General features: G+C 74.0%; 13 protein-coding genes. 7 read left to right on the top strand and 6 right to left on the bottom strand.

The window, feature by feature from the left end:
• Window positions 1–13 precede the first annotated feature (13 nt).
• Both ABTZ91_RS24645 and ABTZ91_RS24640 read left to right on the top strand, forming a co-directional pair.
• Window positions 14–880 carry an SDR family oxidoreductase gene (locus tag ABTZ91_RS24645; protein WP_352079400.1) on the top strand — a complete coding sequence of 289 codons (867 nt, stop codon included), beginning with the start codon at window positions 14–16 and terminating at the stop codon, window positions 878–880.
• A 69-nt stretch (window positions 881–949) separates the two neighbouring features.
• Window positions 950–1597 carry an alpha-ketoglutarate-dependent dioxygenase AlkB gene (locus ABTZ91_RS24640; RefSeq protein ID WP_352079399.1) on the top strand — a complete coding sequence of 216 codons (648 nt, stop codon included), beginning with the start codon at window positions 950–952 and terminating at the stop codon, window positions 1595–1597.
• Between the two features lie 49 nt (window positions 1598–1646).
• On the opposite strand, the gene ABTZ91_RS24635 is transcribed toward ABTZ91_RS24640, so the two are convergent.
• From ABTZ91_RS24635 to ABTZ91_RS24615, 5 genes are all read right to left on the bottom strand, one after another.
• On the bottom strand, window positions 1647–4613 hold the full coding sequence (locus ABTZ91_RS24635) for an NHLP bacteriocin export ABC transporter permease/ATPase subunit (RefSeq protein ID WP_352079398.1): 2967 nt from the start codon (window positions 4611–4613) through the stop codon (window positions 1647–1649).
• Between the two features lies 1 nt (window position 4614).
• Window positions 4615–6732 (bottom strand): NHLP family bacteriocin export ABC transporter peptidase/permease/ATPase subunit, encoded by a 2118-nt coding sequence (locus ABTZ91_RS24630; RefSeq protein WP_352079504.1) that lies wholly within the window; start codon window positions 6730–6732, stop codon window positions 4615–4617.
• Between the two features lie 116 nt (window positions 6733–6848).
• Window positions 6849–7619, bottom strand: coding sequence for an HlyD family efflux transporter periplasmic adaptor subunit (locus tag ABTZ91_RS24625; protein WP_352079397.1), 771 nt, complete (start codon window positions 7617–7619; stop codon window positions 6849–6851).
• A 103-nt stretch (window positions 7620–7722) separates the two neighbouring features.
• Entirely contained in the window at window positions 7723–7974 is a 252-nt protein-coding gene (locus tag ABTZ91_RS24620; protein WP_352079396.1) for a hypothetical protein, read from the bottom strand.
• A 411-nt stretch (window positions 7975–8385) separates the two neighbouring features.
• Window positions 8386–9369 (bottom strand): helix-turn-helix transcriptional regulator, encoded by a 984-nt coding sequence (locus ABTZ91_RS24615; RefSeq protein WP_352079395.1) that lies wholly within the window; start codon window positions 9367–9369, stop codon window positions 8386–8388.
• Window positions 9370–9681: 312 nt separating this feature from the next.
• Between ABTZ91_RS24615 and ABTZ91_RS24610 the strand changes: the two genes are divergently transcribed.
• The 4 genes from ABTZ91_RS24610 to ABTZ91_RS24595 all read left to right on the top strand — a co-directional run bounded on the left by ABTZ91_RS24610 (window position 9682) and on the right by ABTZ91_RS24595 (window position 14638).
• Window positions 9682–11100 (top strand): aminopeptidase P family protein, encoded by a 1419-nt coding sequence (locus ABTZ91_RS24610; protein ID WP_352079394.1) that lies wholly within the window; start codon window positions 9682–9684, stop codon window positions 11098–11100.
• A 228-nt stretch (window positions 11101–11328) separates the two neighbouring features.
• Window positions 11329–12417 (top strand): substrate-binding domain-containing protein, encoded by a 1089-nt coding sequence (locus ABTZ91_RS24605; protein ID WP_352079393.1) that lies wholly within the window; start codon window positions 11329–11331, stop codon window positions 12415–12417.
• A 92-nt stretch (window positions 12418–12509) separates the two neighbouring features.
• Window positions 12510–13310 (top strand): ATP-binding cassette domain-containing protein, encoded by an 801-nt coding sequence (locus ABTZ91_RS24600; protein ID WP_352079392.1) that lies wholly within the window; start codon window positions 12510–12512, stop codon window positions 13308–13310.
• Entirely contained in the window at window positions 13307–14638 is a 1332-nt protein-coding gene (locus ABTZ91_RS24595) for an ABC transporter permease subunit (RefSeq protein ID WP_352079391.1), read from the top strand. Before ABTZ91_RS24600 ends, ABTZ91_RS24595 begins: the two co-directional genes overlap by 4 nt.
• A 101-nt stretch (window positions 14639–14739) precedes the next feature.
• Here the strand turns inward: ABTZ91_RS24595 and ABTZ91_RS24590 are convergent, their stop codons facing one another.
• Window positions 14740–16029, bottom strand: a complete 1290-nt coding sequence (locus ABTZ91_RS24590; RefSeq protein WP_352079390.1) for an alpha/beta hydrolase — start codon at window positions 16027–16029, stop codon at window positions 14740–14742.
• A 168-nt stretch (window positions 16030–16197) separates the two neighbouring features.
• Between ABTZ91_RS24590 and ABTZ91_RS24585 the strand changes: the two genes are divergently transcribed.
• Entirely contained in the window at window positions 16198–16398 is a 201-nt protein-coding gene (locus ABTZ91_RS24585; protein WP_352079389.1) for an antitoxin, read from the top strand.
• Window positions 16399–16499: the final 101 nt, after the last annotated feature.

The following is a 16499-nucleotide window of genomic DNA, read 5'->3' as shown; positions in this document are numbered from 1 at the left end:
AGGACGGCAGGGCATGGGCGAGCTGATCGCGGTCACCGGGGCCACCGGGCGGATCGGGCGGCGGGTGGTGCGGCACCTCGCGGAGGCGGGCGCCGACGTCCGGGCGCTGGGGCGCGACCCGGCGAAGCTGGCGGCGCTGCCGGTCGCCGACACCGAGGCCGCGTCCTACGACGACGCCGCCGGGATGCGGGCCGCCCTCGGCGGCGCGGCCACGCTCTTCCTCGTCTCCGCCCACGAGGCGCCCGGCCGGGTCAGGACCCACGCCACGGCCGTGGACGCCGCCGTCGCCGCCGGGGTGCGGCGGATCGTCTACCTCTCGTACCTCAACGCCGCCCCGCACGCCACCTTCACCTTCGCCCGCGACCACTGGCACACCGAGCAGCACATCCGGTCCACCGGTCTGCCCTTCACCTTTCTGCGGGACAGCACCTACCAGGCCGACCTGGTCGCGATGACCTCCTCCGAGGGCGTCCTGCGCGGACCGGCCGGCGACGGGCGCGTGGGCGCCGTCACCCACGACGACATCGCCGACGCCGCCTCGGCGGTGCTGCTCGGCGAGGGGCACGACGGGGCCACGTACGACATGACCGGCCCCGAGGCGCTGAGCTTCGACGAGGTCGCGGCCGCGCTCACGCGTGCGTGCGGGCGCACGATCACCTACCGCCCGGAGACCCGCGAGGAGGCGTACGCCTCACGCGCGGTCTACGACGCGCCCGAGTGGGAGGTCGAGGGGTGGGTGACCTCCTACGAGGCCGTGGCCGCCGGGGAGATGGACGACGTGTCCGACGACGTGCGCACCCTGACCGGGCACCCGCCGCAGTCCTTCGCGGACTTCCTCGCGACCCACCCGGAGAGCTACCGGCGCCTGCTCGCCTCCTGACCCGCCGCGTCCTCCTGCCCACCGGACCCGAATCGCTCGAACGTTCGATTCATCGTCTAGGCTGGAACCATGACCGCCGTACGACCCCACCTCCCCGGATTCCAGGGCTCCCTCTTCGACCAGGGCTCCGACATCGGACCCGGCCCCCTCGACGGCGTCCGGCGCACGCAGCTGGGCGACGGCGCCTGGGTCGACCACCTGCCCGGCTGGTTCCACGGCGCCGACGCCCTGTTCGAGGAGCTGGTCACCGGCGTGCCCTGGCAGGCCGAGGAGCGCACGATGTACGACAACGTCGTCGCCGTCCCGCGGCTCCTCGCGTACTACCGGGAAGGCGCCCCGCTCCCGCACCCCGCGCTCGTCGAGGCCCGCGCGGCCCTCGACGCGCACTACGCCGACGAGCTGGGCGAGCCCTTCGTCACGGCCGGGCTCTGCCTCTACCGCGACGGACGCGACAGCGTCGCCTGGCACGGCGACCGCACCGGCCGCTCCTCCACCCAGGACACCATGGTCGCGATCCTCGCCCTCGGCGACCCGCGCGACCTCGCCTTCCGCCCGCGCGGCGGCGGCCCGGTGGCCCTCCGCCTGCCCTCCGGTCACGGCGACCTCCTCGTGATGGGAGGCTCCTGTCAGCGCACCTGGGAGCACGCCGTCCCCAAGACCACCCGCGCCGTCGGCCCCCGCATCAGCGTGCAGTTCCGCCCCCGCGGGGTGAGCTGAGACACGGGCGAACGAGCCGATCGAGGCGAACCGAGCCCCGAGAAACGAGTCAGCGCAGCTGGCGGCGCACCAGCTCGTGGAACAGCCCGCCCGCGTCCGCGAGCAGCTCCGCCGGAGTGCCCTGCTGGACGATCCGGCCCTCCGCCATCGCGATCACCCGGTCGGCGCCCATGACCGTGGAGAGCCGGTGGGCGATCACCACCCGGGTCGCGGCCAGCGCCTTCGTGGACTCGATGACCACCCGCTGCGCCTCGTTGTCGAGCGCGCTGGTCGCCTCGTCGAGGAAGAGGATCCGCGGCTTGCGGATGAGGGCCTGGGCGATCATCAGACGCTGCCGCTGCCCGCCGGACACGGTGGCGCCGCCGTCCGACAGCATCGTGTGCAGGCCCATCGGCATGGCCTTGACGTCCTCCGCGAGCCCCGCGAGCGTCACGGCCTCCCAGGCCTCTTCGAGCGTGTACGCCTCCGCGCCGCGCAGGCAGTCGAGGATCGACCCGGTCAGCGGCCGGGCGTGCTGGAGGACCACCCCGCACTGGCGGCGCACCGCCGCCTGGTCGAGCGCGGCCAGGTCCTGGCCGTCGTACAGCACGCTGCCCTCGGTGGGCCGGTCGAAGCCGATGAGGAGCCGCAGCAGGGTCGACTTGCCGCAGCCGCTCGCCCCCACGATCGCGACGAACTCGCCGGGCCGGATCGCCAGGTCGACGCCGTCGAGGACCAGCGGGCCGTCCTCGCTGTAGCGGTACGACAGCTGCCGGGCCTCGATCGCGCCGCTGAGCACGCCGGGCCGCGCCGCCCCGCCGCGCACCTCCGGTTCCGCCCGCAGGATCGGCTCGACCTGCTCGAACACCGGGAGCACCGCCGCGACCGACAGGAGCGCTCCGGTCAGCTGGGTGACCGAGGACAGCAGCATCGTCAGGGCGGTGGAGAAGGTGAGGAACTCGGCGGCGGACAGGCTGCCGCGGGCCGGTCCGGCCAGCAGCATGAACATCACCAGGGAGCACACCGGCAGGCACACCGCGCCGAGCACCGTGAGCGCGTTCTGGATCCGGCCGGCCCGCTGCTGGAGCACCCGGGTACGGGCGAACTCCCGCGCCCAGGCCGCGTACGCGAAGCTCTCCGCGGCGGCGACCCGCAGCTTGGGCAGCCCGCGCAGGGTCTGGAAGGCCTGGTTGTCCAGCCGGTTGCCCAGCTCGACCAGCCGCCTCTGGTAGCGCAGCTGCCACAGCCCCAGACCCAGGAACACCGCGGAGACGACGAACAGCAGCGCGAGCGCCACCAGGGCGAGCGGCACGCTGTGCACGAGCAGCAGGACCAGGTTGGTCACGCCGACCGTGCCCGCCTGGAGGCACACGGGCGCGACCCCGGCCAGCATGCGCCGGATGGCGCCGATGCCGAGCGCCGCGTTGGCCAGCTCACCCGTCGAGCGTCCGGTGAAGAAGGTCGTCGGCAGCCGGAGCAGCCGGTCCCACACCGCCGGCTGGAGGGTGGCCTCGATCCGGCCCTCCATGCGCAGCAGGGAGACGTTCTGCAGCAGCATGAACGCGGCCGACACCACGGCGGTCGCCACGAGCGCCAGCGAGGTCTGCACGATCAGGTCGTGCTCGGCGGCCGGCACGTACTCGCCGAGGATCCGCCCGGTCGCCACCGGCACCGTCGCGCCGAGGACCACCGCCACCAGCCCGCCCACGAGCAGGTCGCGCAGCTCCTGGCGGGTACCCCGGAGGCTGAAGCGCAGCAGCCGGGGCAGCCCGAGGCGGCCCTCCGGCAGCGGCCGGTAGAACATCACGGCCCGCCGCTCGAAGTCGGCCTCGTTCGCCTCCCCGATCCGCTCCCGCCGCCCGCCGGCGCGGTCCACCGCCACGTAACGGCCGCGCCGCCACAGCAGCGCGACCGGTGAGCCGTCCGCGTCACGACGGCCGACCAGCGGCCCGCAGTTCTCCCGCCACCAGCGCCCGCGCAGCCCGACCTCGCGGGTGCGGATCCGGGCGGCGAGCGCGATGCGGTCCACCGGGTCCGTCCGCTCCTCGCCGCTCCCCGCCGTCGCGGAGACGGCAGAGGCGACCGACTCCGGCAGCGCGATGCGGGCCTCCGCGGCCACCAGGCGGCACACGGCGAGGGTGGCGTCGGCCCCGTCGGCGCGCCGGTCGCGCCCGCCCGGACGCCCGAGGGCGGCGAGCAGCGCCCGGTCCGCCTCGCTGCCGGCCGCCCGGCCCGCCGCCAGGCCGGCCGCCGTCCGGTCCTCCTGGGCGCGCTCGCGCTCCTCGATCCAGTCGTCGAGCGCGTACAGCAGCCGGTACTGCTGCTCGACCATGCCCTGCCACAGCACCGGGTCGACGAGCAGGGTGCCGGCCGCCTCCGCCTCGTAGGCCGCGCCGTACGCCAGGCCGCCCGGGGTGACGTGCATCCACACGACCTCGTCGTCGGCGCCGCCCCGCGCCTGCCCGAACCTGCCGTCGAGCGGAGCCTCGTACAGCACCCGAAGGCCCCGGCCGATGCCGAGCGCGAAGGCGTCCTCCAGCGGGCTCGCGACCGGCGCGCCGACGGGGGAGCCGGCCGGTGCGGCCGTCCCGTACCCGTCGTACGCCCCGTACGCCCCCGGCTGCTCCTCGTACCACGATCCGCCCCAGGCGCCGCCCCAGGTGCCCTGCTCGGGGACGGCCGCGTATTCCGGCCGCCGCAGTTCGCGCAGCTCGATCCGGCGCAACAGGCACTCCTGGGAGGGCCGGCCGACCAGGGTGTGCCGGGGGCCCTCGGCGGGGCCGAGCAGCAGCGCGCCCGCCTCCACCCGGCCGAGGAAGTGCCAGGCGCCGGCGTGCGCGGCGTCCACCGCGAACAGGTCGAGGCTGCCGTGGACGACCAGCCACAGCACCGACGGGCCCTCCAGGGCGAGGCTGCGCAGGCCCGAGCAGTCCACGCCCGCGCCGAGCCCGCCGAGCGCGGCGAGCACCGGGTCGGACGGCGGGGCGGCCGCGGCCGCCGTGGGGGAGGGGGCCGGGAACGGGGTCGGCGAGGTCACGTCAGTGCTCCTTGACCAGTTCGGCGTACGGGCCGCCCGCGGCCACCAGGTCGGCGTGCCGGCCGCGCTCGACGACCGTGCCCCGGTCGAGGACGAGGATCTCGTCGCTGTCCCGCACGGTGCTGAGCCGGTGGGCGATCACCACGCACGCGCAGCCCCGGCGCCGCAGGTTGTCGATGACCTCCCGCTCGGTCACCGCGTCCAGCGCGCTGGTCACCTCGTCGAGCACCAGCACGCTCGGGTCGCGGACCAGGGCCCGGGCGAGCTCCAGGCGCTGGCGCTGGCCGCCGGAGAAGTTCCGGCCGTCCTGTTCGACCCGGCTGTGGATGCCGCCCGGCCGCCGGGACACCACGTCGAGGACGCAGGCGTCCGCGAGCGCGGCGACCACGGCCTCGTCCGGCACGGACGGGTCCCACAGCGCCACGTTGTCCCGGACGGTGCCCTCGAAGAGGAAGACGTCCTGGTCGACGAAGGCGACGGAGGCCGCGAGCGCGCCGCGCGGGATGTCCGCGAGCCGCATCCCGTCGATCCGGACGGTGCCCTCCCAGGGGGCGTACAGGCCGGCGATCAGACGCGAGACGGTGGACTTGCCGCTGCCGGAGCCGCCGACGAGCGCGACCTGCCGGCCGGGCCCGACGGCGAGCGAGAAGTCGGTGAGCAGCGGCGGGTCGAGCGGGCTGTAGCCGAAGGTGACGCCGTCGAGCTCCACATGGCCGGTGAGCCGGCGGGCACCGCCGGCGGGTTCGCGCCGGGTGTGGACCGGGTCGACGGGGAAGTTCTCGACGTCCTTGAGCCGGGCGACGTCGGCGGCGAAGTCCTGCGCCCGGCCCGCGACCGCGCCGAGCCGGGCGATCGGCGTGGTGAAGCCGGTCACGAGGGTCTGGAAGGCGACGAGCAGCCCCACCGTCAGATGGCCCTCGACGGCCCGCAGTCCGCCGATCATCAGGATGAGGGCGCTGTTGAACGCGGCGAGGGTGGGCGCGACGATCGCCAGCCACGCGCTCGGCACCCCGAGCCGCTGCTGCACGTCGAGGGTGACGGCGTGCTGCCCGGACCAGCGGCGGAAGAAACCGTCCTCGCCGCCCGTCGCCTTGATCGTCTCGATCAGCTGGAGACCGCCGTACGAGGTGTTCGTCAGCCGGGCGCTCTCCGCGCGCAGCTTGTGGGTTCCGGTGGCCCGGACCCGGACCGCGATCCGCAGGGCCACCACGTTGAGCAGCGCGACGCCGACGCCGACGACGGTGAGCTGCGGGTCGTAGGTCCACAGCAGCACCGCGTACAGCAGCACCACCACCGCGTCCACGCCGGCCGCCGACAGGTCGCGGGCGAGGGTCTCGGCGACGGAGTCGTTGGACCGCAGCCGCTGCACCAGATCGGCCGGGCTGCGCTGCGCGTAGAAGGCCACCGGCAGCCGCAGCAGGTGACGCAGGAAGCGGGCCCCGCCGAGGGTGGAGGAGACGATCCGCCCGCGCAGCAGATTGGTCTGCTGCAGCGCGGTGAGCACCGCCGTGAGCACCAGCGCGGTCGCCATCGCCGCGAACAGCACCCCGAGCAGCGAGTCCTGGCCGCCGATGAGGAAGGTGTCGATGTACGTACGGCTCAGGGCCGGCACCCACGCGCCGACGGCCACCAGCAGGATGCTGGAGAGCACCGCGGCGGCCATCGTGCCCGAGGTGCCGCGCAGCCGGGCGGGCAGGGCGCCGAGAACGCCGGGCCGGCGCCCGCCGGGGCGGAAACCGGCACCCGGCTCGAAGACGAGGACGATGCCGGTGAACGCGGTGTCGAACTCCTCCATCGGCACGAACCGGCGGCCCTTGGCCGGGTCGTTGACGTACACCCCGGCCCGGCCGAAGCGCCGGCCCATGCCGTCGTAGACGACGTAGTGGTTGAACTCCCAGAACAGCACCGCAGGGGCCACGACCTCGGCGAGCGCCGCCAGGTCCATCTGCATGCCCTTGGCCTGGAGCCCGTAACTCCGCGCCGCCTTCAGCAGGTTGCTGGCCCGCGAACCGTCCCGGGAGACGCCGCAGGCGATCCGAAGTTCCTCCAGCGGCACGTGGCGGCCGTAGTGGGCGAGCACCATCGCGAGCGCGGCGGCGCCGCACTCCACCGCCTCCATCTGGAGCACCGTGGGGGTGCGGACGGTCCGGGGCCTGCCGCCCCGCAGGACGGGGCGGCGCCGGGGCGCGGGACGGCGGCGGGTCGGGGAGGTCTTCTTGCGCGGGTTCAGCCGGTTCACGGGAGCAGCCAGTCGACGGGGCGTTGCGAGGAGAGGTGGACGGCGCCGGCGACCGGCGTGCCGGAGTCGTCGGCGTCCGGGCGGCCGCCGGAGCGCTCCAGGGTCACGAGCACCGCGACCGGACTGCCCTGCCGGGTGAACTGCGCGGCGAGCCCGTCGTCGCCGAGGAAGCCGCCGATCTGCGCGCGCGTCTGGGGCGCGCGGCCCACCGAGCCGACCCGGCCGCGCAGCACCGCGCTGCCGTCCCCGGCCACGGAGGGCAGGGTGATGTCGACCCGGGCACCCGCCCGGACGGTGCCGTTGGCGCCGGGCGGCACGTACAGGACGGCCACGAGGGGGTCGTTCGGATCGGTGACGCGCTCGACGGTCGCCACGTCGGCGCCGGTCGCGAGCACGGCGCCCGTCGCCACGTGCAGCGCGGCCAGCCGGCCGCCGGCCACGGCGCGCACCGGCCGGTCGCCCCGCTCGGTGCGGACGACGGCGAGCGGCTGACCGGGGGAGACCCGCGCGCCTTCGGCGACGAGGAGCTCGGTCACCTGTCCGGCGACGGGGCTCTGCAGCAGATACCGGCCCTCGGGCCGGGTGAGGATCCCGGGCGCGCTCAGCTTGGAGGTCACCGTGCCGGTGAACGCCCACACCCCGGCGGCGGCCATGACGAGGACCGTGACGGCCAGGACGAGACGGCCCTGGGGCCGGGCGAAACGCACCGGAAGATCGAGTTCTTCGGGCGACTGCAGCTTGGACAGAGCCTTCTGACGGAATTGCATGGACTGTTCCTTCGACTGCAGGTGCTGCGCTGCGCCACGAAGAGCGGCGGGGGCCGTGGACCCCGGGGCGGAAAAGCGCCCCGGGGTCCACGGACGGGTCTGCTCAGAGACCGGCGAGACCGGTCACGGCGGCGGTGTTCACCGAGACGCCGGTGATGCCCTGGGCCAGGCCCGGGACGCCGGTGGCGATGCCCTCGACGGCCTGCACGGTCTGCAGGTTGCCGACGGTGCCGAGCACGGAGGCGACGTCACCGGTCGCGGCGCCGGCGAGACCGCCGTTCACGCTGATGACACCGCCGGAGACGGCGTCGAGGGCGTTGTCGTCGAGCTCGATGGTCTCGATGTCGTTACGCATGGAGCGCACCTTTCGTCAGGGAGGGGGGAATCCGATTGCCGCGGCGCGGCAGATCAAAGCACGCGAACGGGTGGCCGATCCAATTTCGTTGACGCTCTTTCAGGTGCGTTCGTGCACGTCGGGCGACCGGCGTGCAGCATGTTTCACACGATGGCGACACGTTCTCCGCAGGAGGGAGTAACGGATTTCGGCGGTCCGGTTCACCCGGGGGACGAACACGCCCAATGAGGGCAGAAGGGCCCGGGTGCCGGTGCCCGACCGGGGAGCGGCGAGGGAGGCCGACTTCGCCGCACGTACACAATGTGCGGATTCTCGGCAGAGAGCGGGAGCGGCCCGTCGGCCCCGCGGGGGGCGCCACGGGGCCGGGGGCCGTCCGTGGCCGGCGCGCCCGGCCCGTACGGAGTCCGGCCGTCACAGCCACCCGGAGCGCTGGGCCTGCAGCGCCATCTGGAACCGGTTCGCCGCGCCGAGCCGGGCCATCAGGACCTGGAGGCGCCGGAACAGGGTGCGGCGGCTGATCCCCAGCTCACGGGCGATCACCTCGTCGCTCGCGCCGCCCGCGAGCAGCCGCAGCAGCCGCCGGTCGGCGGGCGCCAGACCGGCCGGGCGGGCGGTGCGGCCGTGGAAGGGAAGGGCGCTCTGCCAGGACTGCTCGAACAGCGCCACCAGCGCGGACAGCAGCCCGCACGGCTGCACCACGAGGACCGTGTTGACCACGTCCGCCTCCTGGATCGACAGCGACACCAGGGCGTACGCCTCGTCGATGATCAGCAGCTTGACCGGCACCGACGGCAGCACCCTCGCCTGCTCGCCGGCCTCGATGCACGGCTCGACGACCGTCGCCAGCTTGCCCGGATGCTCCAGCGAGCCCTGCGAGTAGACCACCCGCTGCCTCACGCCCCGGGCGAGCGTCGCCAGCGCGTCCTCGGTGGCGCCCGCGATCGGCACGTACGGCGGCGAGTCCAGCTGCCGGATCTGCTCCCGCGCACTCGCCCACGCCTGCCGCATCCGGGGACCGATCGCGTCCCCGGTGACGACCTCCACCAGATGGTCGTTGTACGCGGCGAGCCGGTGCCGCCGGAACGACTCGAAGGCACCGCCCACCGCGATCCTGGACTCCTCCAGCTCCGCCGCCCGGTGCCGGGCCAGGATCTCCAGACCCGCCGCCGGCGGCACCGGGGCCACCATGTCCCCGTCCCCGGCGGCGGCACTCGCGAGACCCGCCTCGACCAGCTCCCCGTACGCCGCCGCGAGCTCCGCCCCGCCCAGCCCGGCCGCCCGCCCGACCGTCCCCAGCGGCGCGGGCGCCGCGTCGAGCAGCGCCAGGTAGACCCGGCGGGCGGCCTCGCCGACACCGAGCAGCCGCAGCGCCTCCCCGAGCCTCCCGTCGGTCATGCGACGACCCCTTCCTCGTGCGACGCGCCCCACGTCATCCGTCCGTCCCCTTCGTCATCCGCCGTCCCCCTCGTCATCCGCCCGTCTCCTTCGCCATCCGTCCGTCCCCCTCGTCGTCCGTCCGTCTCCTTCGTCATCCGTCCGTCCCCCTCGTCGTCCGTCCGCTCGTCACGCGACGCATTATCGACGCGCCCCACGCTCCCGGCGTGGCCGATCAGTGCCACTGACACTCCTCGGCCCCCGGCGGCCGCCGCGAGGGCTACCGTCCAGGGGCCGACACAGCGCACACACCCACCCGACGAAGGGGCACCCGTGGCCAAGCGCCGAAAGAACGGTCTGTACACCGCGATCTCCGAGGAACTGTCCGCGCTCATGCGCACCGGCTGGGCGGACACCGAGCGGCACGACCTCACCCTCGACGAGCAGGCCCCGCACGCGGCCCGCCGCCGCGCCGCGCTCTCCGCCCGCTTCCCCGGCGAGCGCCTCGTGATCCCCTCCGGGAACCTCAAGGTCCGCTCCAACGACGACACCTACCCGTTCCGGCCCTACTCGGGTTACGTGCACATGACCGGCGACCAGAGCCGCGACGGCGCCCTCGTCCTGGAGCCCCGCCCCGACGGCGGCCACGACGCGTACTGCTACCAGCTGCCGCGCGACAGCCGGGACACCGACGAGTTCTGGATCGGCTACCACGCCGAACTGTGGACGGGCCGCCGCCGCTCCCTCGCCGAGTCCGCGCGCGTCCTCGGCCTCACCTGCCGCGACGTGCGCACCGCCGCCCAGGACCTCGCCGCCTCCACCGCCTCCACCGTCCCCACCCGGATCGTCCGCGGCGTCGACCCGGCCCTCGAGGCCGCCGTCACCACCGACGAGGAGCGCGACGCCGAGCTGGAGGAGGCGCTCGGCGACCTCCGGCTCGTCAAGGACGCCTGGGAGATCGGCGAGATGCGCAAGGCCGTCGACTCCACCGTGCGCGGCTTCACCGACGCCGTCGCCGAGCTCTCCCGCGCCGTCGCCACCTCCGAGCGCTGGATCGAGGGCACCTTCTTCCGGCGCGCCCGCCTGGAGGGAAACTCCGTCGGCTACGGCTCGATCTGCGCCGCCGGCGCACACGCCACGATCATGCACTGGACCGACAACGACGGCCCCGTCCGGCCCGGCGAACTGCTGCTCCTCGACGCGGGCGTGGAGACCAGGACCCTCTACACCGCCGACGTCACCCGCACCCTCCCGATCAGCGGCACCTTCACGCCCGTCCAGCGCCGGGTCTACGACGCGGTGTACGAGGCCCAGGAGGCCGGCATGGCCGCCGTGAAGCCCGGCGCCGCCTACCGCGACTTCCACGAGGCGGCCCAGCGTCACCTGGCGGCCCGCCTGGTCGACTGGGGCTTCGTCGAGGGCCCCGCCGACCGCGCCTACGCCCTGGGCCTCCAGCGCCGCTTCACCATGGCCGGCACCGGTCACATGCTCGGCCTCGACGTCCACGACTGCGCCGAGGCCCGCGTCGAGGACTACGTCGACGGCGTCCTCGAACCGGGCATGGTCCTCACCGTCGAGCCGGGCCTGTACTTCCAGCCGGACGACCTCACCGTGCCCGAGGAGTGGCGGGGCATCGGCGTCCGCATCGAGGACGACCTGCTCGTCACCGAGGACGGCCACGAGAACCTCTCGGCCGCCCTGCCGCGCTCGGCCGACGAGGTCGAGGCCTGGATGGCCCGTACCGCCGGCTGACCGCGGCCGGCCACCGGCCGACCCGGCTGATCCCGACCCCGGCCGGCCCGGGCCGGCCCCGGCCCCGGCCGGCCACCGGCTGACCCCGCTCGGCCTGCGCCGCCCCCGAGCGGGGGCTAGTGTCGGTACATAGGCCATAGGTGCGCCGGCGCTCCCGCGGCTTGGCGGTTCTCGAAAGCCCCACAGTCCCGCGGTGGAGGGACCCAGGGCGCGCGGAAGGAGCCCGCCATGACCCGTACAGTGCGAGCGGCGATCGCCCTCGTGGGAACGGCCGCCCTGTCCCTGGGCGCGCTCGCCACCAGCGGCGCGCAGGCGACCGGCGAGGCGGCCGCCCAGGAGGACGTGAGGATCGGACTGCTGCTGCCGGAGAGCAAGACCACCCGGTACGAGAAGTTCGACCGGCCCTACATCGAGGCCAAGATCAAGGAACTCGCGCCCGGCGCCCGGATCGACTACTACAACGCGGCCGAGAGCGCGACCACCCAGCAACAGCAGGTCAACACCGCCCTCGCCAAGGGCAACAAGGTCCTCATCCTGGACGCCGTGGACGCCAAGTCCATCCAGTCCTCCGTGGAGAAGGCCAACCGGGCGGGCGTGAAGGTCGTCGCCTACGACCGCCTCGCCCAGGGCCCGGTCGACGCCTATGTCTCGTACGACAACCGCAAGGTCGGCGAGCTGCAGGGCAGGGCGCTCCTCGACGCCATCGGCGACAAGGCCGACGACGGCGAGATCGTGATGCACAACGGATCGCCCACCGACCCCAACGCCGCCGAGTTCAAGGCCGGGGCGCACTCGGTCCTCGACGGCAAGGTGAAGATCGGCAAGGAGTACGACACTCCCAACTGGGACCCGAACAACGCCAACCAGCAGATGTCCGGCGCCATCAGCGCGCTCGGCAAGGACCGGATCGTCGGCGTCTACTCGGCCAACGACGGACTGGCCGCCGGCATCGCGACCGCGCTCAAGGCCGCCGGCATGAACGTGCCGCTGACCGGCCAGGACGCCCAACTCGACGCAATCCAGCGGATCCTGCTCGGCACCCAGACCATCACCGTGGAGAAGCCGTACAAGCCGGAGGCCGACATCGCCGCCCGGATGGCGGTCGAGCTCGCCGAGGGCAAGCCGCTCTCCAAGGACCTGACCCCCACCACCGTCACCAGCGGCAGCGGGCAGAAGGTCCCGGCCACCCTGCTGACCCCGGTCGTGGTGAACAAGGACAACATCAAGGACACGGTCGTCAAGGACGGGCTGTACACGGTCCAGGAGATCTGCACGCCCGCCTACGCCGACGCCTGCAAGCAGGCCGGACTCCAGTAGCCGGGCCGGGCTCCGGTGACCCGTCACCGGAGCCCGCACCCGGGGAGCCCTGCCCCGGGCACAGCCCGTATCCCGCCGAGGAGGCGGTCGCGGTGCCGGAAGCACCAGTGCTGACGCTGCGGGGGATCTCCAAACGGTTCGGCGCGGTCCAGGCCCTGTCGGACTTCGACCTCGAGGTGCGTCCCGGTGAGGTCGTCGCCCTCGTAGGCGACAACGGCGCCGGGAAGTCGACCGCCGTCAAGGCGATCGCCGGGGTGAATCCACCCGACGACGGGGTCATCACATGGCAGGGCCGGCCGGTCTCGATCAACCGGCCCCACGACGCCCAGAACCTCGGCATCGCGACCGTCTACCAGGACCTCGCGCTGTGCGACAACCTCGACGTCGTCGGCAACCTCTTCCTCGGCCGGGAGCTGCGCCGCTTCGGCGTCCTCGACGAGGTCCGCATGGAGCAGCGCTCCCGCGAACTCCTCGACACCCTCTCCATCAGGATCCCCTCGGTCCGCATTCCCGTCGCCTCGCTCTCCGGCGGCCAGCGCCAGACGGTGGCGATCGCCCGGTCGCTCATCGGCGACCCGAAGGTCGTCATCCTCGACGAGCCGACCGCCGCGCTGGGCGTCGAGCAGACCGCCCAGGTCCTCGACCTCGTCGAACGGCTCCGCGAGCACGGCCTCGGCACCATCCTGATCAGCCACAACATGGTGGACGTGATGGCCGTCGCCGACCGGATCGCGGTGCTGCGGCTCGGCCGCAACAACGGACTCTTCGACAAACGCTCCACCACCACCGAGGAGATCATCTCCGCCATCACCGGTGCCACCGAGAGCGCCGTCACCCGCCGGCAGGCCCGGATCCGCGAGGAGCGGGAACAGCGGGGGGAGGAGACGCGATGAAACGCTCCCAGGACCCCCGTGACCCCCGCGACCCCCGCGACCCTGAGGGCCCGGTCGCGCGCGGCGCCGCCGGGCAGGAGCCCGGGGCCGGGCCCGCGCCCGAGGCCGTGCCCGCCGTCGACAGCCGGCTGATCGTCCGCGAGGAGGGCCTGCGCGGCTACCTCGGCGAGTTCCGCCGCAAGCTCCGCAGCGGCGAGCTGGGATCCCTGCCCGTCGTCGTCGCCGTGATCATCATCTGGACCGTCTTCGGCAGCCTCGACAGCGCCTTCCTCTCCGCGCAGAACCTCTCCGACCTCAGCCAGCAGATCGTCGGCACCGGCATGATCGCCGTCGGCATCGTCTTCGTGCTGCTGCTCGGCGAGATCGACCTCTCCGTCGGCTCCGTCAGCGGTCTGTGCGCGGCGATCTTCGCCGTCCTCAACGTCCTGAACGGCATGAACGAATGGCTGGCGCTGCTCGTCGCCGTCGCCGGGGGAGCGGCCGTCGGCCTGATCCACGGCTTCTTCTTCGCCAAGGTCGGCGTGCCCGCGTTCGTCGTCACCCTCGCGGGCAACCTCGCCTGGAACGGGCTCATGCTCCAGGTGCTCGGCACCACCGGCACGGTCAACATCCCCGGCGAGAGCGTCGTCTCCAAGCTGTACTCGACGATCTTCCACAGCCCCGCCGCCGCGTACGTCACGGCCGCCGTGGGCGTCGGACTCTTCCTGCTCGCCTCGCTCCTGGACGCCAGGCGCCGGCGGGCCGCCCGGGTGCCGTTCCGGCCGGTCGCCGAGATCGTGCTGCGCACGGTCGTCATCGCGGCCCTCGCCTTCGCCGCCGCGTACATCCTCAACCGCTACCAGGGACTGCCGCTGGCACTGCTGATCTTCCTGATCCTGCTGGTGGTGCTCGACTTCGTGCTGCGCCGCACCCGCTACGGGCGGCAGATCTTCGCGGTCGGCGGCAACATCGAGGGCGCCCGCCGGGCCGGCATCAGCGTGCCCTTCGTCCGGATGAGCGTCTTCACCATCGCCGGCACCATGGCCGCGATCGGCGGGATCTTCCTCGCCGGGCAGATCCAGTCCGCGAGCCAGACCTCCGGCGGCGGCAACCTCCTGATGAACGTGATCGCCGCCGCCGTCATCGGCGGCACGAGCCTGTTCGGCGGACGCGGCTCGGTCTGGTCGGCCCTGCTCGGCGCCCTGGTGATCGGCTCCATCCAGTCGGGCATGAACATCATGGGCGTCAGCAACGCCGTCCAGTTCATGATCACCGGTTCGGTGCTGCTCGCCGCCGTGGTCGTCGACTCCCTGTCCCGGCGCAGCCAGAAGGCCGCGGGACGCGCCTGAGGCCCTGGGGGCACTCGGGCGCGCCCGCGGCACGGTGGGGCTGCCGCTGTGGCGACGACCACGACCACGACTACGGCTACGGGTACGACGACGGCTTACGGCTACGGCTGCTGGAACGTCACTTCCGGATGCTCCGGGCTCGGTCCGGTGAGCAGGGCCTGCGGCCGGCCGCGCAGATGCTCGTCGAAGAACGCGGCGAGGTAGGCACGGGTCACCCCGAGCGCCCGGCCGGCCGGGATCGGTCCCGCGGGCAGCCCGAAGTGGTGCTGGATCACGGGGCCGTCGGAGAAGCTGAAGTGGTCGGATCCGGACACCGTCAGCCAGCGCTTCCAGCCTCCGAGCGCGCGCCAGGTCGCGTCCCAGCTGGTGTCCTCGCCGCCCGGACGGTGGAACTCGTCCGTGCCGAGGAACAGGAACGGCCGCCCGCCCAGGCCGTCGGCCGGCAACGCGTCCCAGAAGGTGCCGTCCATGTTCACCCCGGCGTCGATCCGCCGGTCCGCGGCCATGGCGGTGGCGGCGCTCGCGCCGCCGATGGAGTGCCCGGCCATGCCGACCCGCGACCGGTCGATCGCCCGTGCCGCGTACCGCCACGCGGGCCGGGGCCCGGTCAGCCGGTCCAGGACGAAGCGGACGTCCGCCGCCCGCGCCGCCGTCACGTCGCTGCCCTTCGCCCGGCCCTCCTCCAGGGCGGTGCAGGCCACACAGGTGAGGATCCGTCCGCCCGGGACGGCGGTGCCCGAGGTCTCGTAGGCGTGGTCGACGGACGCGACCACATAGCCGCGTGAGGCGAGGTCCACGGCGAGGTGGGTGAGCGTGAACCGCGGCACCCCGAAGCCCGGCGAGAGCACCACGAGCGGATGCCGGCCCGGCGCCGGCCGCGCGTCCGTCGCGGTGTACGTGCCCATGCCGGCCAGGGCGCGTACGGAGCCGGGGTCGGTCACGCCCACCCCTTGCAGCAGCAGCCGGGCCTCCTCCTCGGTCGCGTACGGGGCGGGCCCGCCCGACGCGCGGCGGGCCGCCGGATAGTGCAGTGTCACCATGAGCTCCCGGCCGTCCGCCGCGGGCACCCAGGGATCCGGCCGGGACCGGTCGACGAGAGGGAGGGTCGTGCCGCCGACACCGAACTTCCCCGTGGGCGCGGGGAGTTCGAGCGGGACGGAGGCGGCCCGCGAGGACGGGCCGGAGAGGGCGGCGGGTGCGCCAGAGGTGCCGGGGGAGGCGAGGGCGGAGAGGGCACCGGGGGAGGTGAGGGCGTCGGACGAGTGGAAGGCGGAGGCCGGCGTCACGGCCGGTGCCGCCGGGGTGGCAGCGGAGGCGGGCAGGGCGGTCAGGGGTAACGCGACCGCGCAGGCGAGAAGGGCGGCAGCGGCCGCCCGAGTCGGCTTGATCATGCCGAGGACGTTACGGCGCCGCCCACCGCCCCTGCGTCAGCCCACGGTCGGAGCTCGTGCCGCCGCCGTAGCCCCCACGGTGGACGCCTCCCTCCGTCCTGCGGATGCGGTCGGCGGACCGTTCCGGGATCCTGGACGGGACAGGGGGGCCATCCGAGGAGGGCCGCGATGTCCGTGATGGACAAGCTCAAGCAGATGCTCAAGGGGCACGAGGACCAGGCGGGAAAGGCCGTCGACAAGGGCGGCGACTACGTCGACAAGAGGACGCAGGGCAAGTACAGCCGTCACGTCGACACCGCCCAGGAGAAGCTCAGGCAGCAGCTGGGCGACACGCCCCAGCGACCCCCGGAGGAGCCGCCCCAGCGGTGATCTGGGAAGGGCGCGCGGCCGGGGTGCGGCCGCGCGCCCCCGTCCGTCCGCCGCGCCCCCCGCCGGGCGGGGGGGCGCAGGCGTGCTGCGGGACGCACGCC

The sequence above is a fragment of the Streptomyces sp. NPDC126499 genome, from assembly GCF_040302485.1.
GTDB lineage: Bacteria > Actinomycetota > Actinomycetes > Streptomycetales > Streptomycetaceae > Streptomyces.
The sequence above is the reverse complement of the archived record's forward strand: the minus strand, read 5'-3'. Positions and strand labels throughout refer to the sequence as shown.